This is a genomic window from Streptomyces sp. 796.1, from assembly GCF_047525675.1.
Taxonomy (GTDB): Bacteria; Actinomycetota; Actinomycetes; order Streptomycetales; family Streptomycetaceae; genus Streptomyces.
Genome location: NZ_JBLIWA010000097.1, coordinates 1 through 2,531 on the forward strand (window position 1 = coordinate 1; position 2,531 = coordinate 2,531).

Annotated in this window: 2 protein-coding genes and 1 pseudogene; all 3 read left to right on the plus strand. The window is 75.5% G+C overall.

Features of this window, described 5'->3' with window-relative positions; translation table 11 throughout:
* Window positions 1-1,368, plus strand: a 1,368-nt coding sequence (locus tag ACMA1D_RS31850; protein WP_414727452.1) for a segregation and condensation protein A, incomplete at its 5' end; no start/stop codon positions are given.
* 290 nt (window positions 1,369-1,658) lie between these two features.
* Window positions 1,659-2,279, plus strand: a complete 621-nt coding sequence (gene scpB, locus ACMA1D_RS31855) for an SMC-Scp complex subunit ScpB (protein WP_414727453.1) — start codon at window positions 1,659-1,661, stop codon at window positions 2,277-2,279.
* A pseudogene (locus tag ACMA1D_RS31860) lies at window positions 2,279-2,531 on the plus strand (pseudouridine synthase); the annotation flags it as partial. The gene scpB and the pseudogene ACMA1D_RS31860, both read left to right, overlap by 1 nt.

Sequence of the window (2,531 nt, forward strand, 5' to 3'; positions counted from 1 at the left end):
GGCCCGACACCGGCGCACGCGGGCGCTGAGCGGGCCGCTGAGCCCCTTCGCGGCGGGCCTGACGCCCTACCGACCGACCCGCCGGGGCCCGCTGACGCCGGCGGGGCCGCCGACGACCGCCCCACCACGCCCGGCGCCGCCCGGCGCGCGATGGAGCGTTCGGGGGACCCTTCGGGGGACCGGCAGAGCGGCCGGCGGTCCGATGCGGAACGGGAAGCGGAGGCGGAAGGGGAAGCCGGGGAGACGGCCGCCGGGGCCGCGACGGGGCCGGCCGGGCGGACCGCGGACGCCGCTACCGGGGCGGAGGCGGGTGCCGGGGGCGGGGCCGCCGCGGGGAGCGGTGAGGGGCCTCGTACGGGGGACGCCGCGGGTGCCGAAGGCGCCGGCGACGCGGAGGCCGGCGCTGGTGGTGCTGGGGACGCGGGGGATGCCGGTGACGGCGGCGGTGTGGGCGGTGGTGTGGAGCGGCCGGTGGACGACGGTCGGTTCACCGTGCGGCTGGCCAACTTCGAGGGCCCCTTCGACCTGCTGCTCCAGCTCATCTCCAAGCACAAGCTGGACGTGACCGAGGTGGCGCTGTCCAAGGTCACCGACGAGTTCATGGCGCACATCCGGGCCATGGGGCCGGACTGGGACCTCGACCAGACCACCGAGTTCCTGGTGGTCGCCGCGACGCTGCTCGACCTCAAGGCGGCCCGGCTGCTGCCGTCGGCCGAGGTGGAGGACGAGGCCGACCTCGCCCTCCTGGAGGCCCGGGACCTGCTCTTCGCGCGGCTGCTCCAGTACCGGGCGTACAAGCGCATCGCGGACATCTTCCAGGAGCGCCTGGACGAGGAGGCGCGCCGCTATCCGCGCACCGTCGGCCTGGAGCCGCACCACGCCGACCTGCTGCCGGACGTGGTGATCCGGATAGGAGCCGAGGGGTTCGCGAAGCTGGCCGTGAAGGCGATGCAGCCCAGGGCGAAGCCGCAGGTGTACGTGGACCACATCCACGCGCCGCTGGTCAGCGTGCGGGAACAGGCCGAGGTCGTGGTGGCCAAGCTACGCGAGTGGGGCGTCGCCGACTTCCAGGCCCTGACCGCCGACGCCCCCGACACGCTCACGGTCGTCGCCCGCTTCCTGGCCCTCCTTGAGCTCTACCGGGAACGGGCCGTCGCCCTGGACCAGGAGGAGGCGCTGGGCGTGCTGCGCATCCGCTGGACCGGTGCGGAGGGGGAGCGTCCGCAGGTCACGGACGAGTTCGACCAGGAGGCGGCCCCGGACCCCGATGCGCCGCGGCGCGCCGACCGGGCGGCGGAACAGGGTGCGGCGGCGGACCAGGGCGCGGGCGGGGCCGGGCCACAGAGTGAGCGGGAGGCGCACCGATGACGGAGCGGGACGAGCCGTACGAGTCGAGCACCGGGGCGCCGTCCCCGGCGGGAATCGTGGAGGGACGTGCGGAGGTGGTCGCGGAGGGAGGTACCGGGGGAGCCGCCGCGGACGCTGTTGCTGCGGACGCCGCGGCCCCGGACAGCGCTGCTCCCGGCGTTGCCGCCGTGGACGCCGTCCCGGACGGCACTGCTCCCGACGTCGCCGCCCCGGACACTGCTGCCGAGGACGCCGCTGCCCCGGACGGCCCCGACGGCGCTGATGACGCTGACGACGGCGCTGACGACGGCGTGGCGCGGCTCGCGCTGCGGCCCGCGTTGGAGGCCGTGCTGATGGTGGTGGACGAGCCGGCCACCGAGGAACACCTGGCCAAGGTGTTGGACCGGCCCCGACGCGCGGTGGCGGACGCGTTGCGGGAGCTGGCCGACGAGTACACCGTGCAGGGGCGCGGTTTCGAGTTGCGGCTGGTCGCGGGGGGCTGGCGGTTCTACACCAGGCCCGCGTACGCCGCGGCCGTCGAGTCCTTCGTGCTGGACGGCCAGCAGGCCCGGCTCACGCAGGCCGCATTGGAGACCCTGGCCGTCGTCGCGTACCGTCAACCGGTCAGCCGTTCGCGCGTCTCCGCCGTACGCGGGGTGAACTGCGACGGCGTGATGCGGACCCTCCTCCAGCGCGGTCTGGTCCAGGAGGCGGGTACGGAACCTGAAACAGGTGCGATCCTGTACAGGACGACGAACTACTTCCTGGAGCGGATGGGCCTGCGCGGCCTGGACGAGTTGCCCGAGCTGGCACCGTTCCTGCCGGAGGTGGACGCCGTCGAGGCGGACTCGCTCGAAGGGGTCCCCTCGTTCGACCCGGACGCACCGGACGACGCAGACACCACGACGGCCCACTCGACTACGGAACCTTGATGCGAAGCAGCGACAGGAACAGCGGCGGCAACCGAAACCCCCGGGGCGGGGGGAGCGGCAGGCGCGACAACACGCCGCGGCGCTCGGGCACCCCGCGCCCCGAGGAGCGCCGCTACGACGTGGGCGAGACGGGCCAGTCGGGCGCCAACCGGCCGGGCGGCGTCGGCGGCGGCAAGGGCGCTGCCAAGGGCGGGCCCAAGAGCGGCGGGCGCGGCGGGGCCCCCGCGGGCGGCCGGGGCGGCGGTGCCGGGC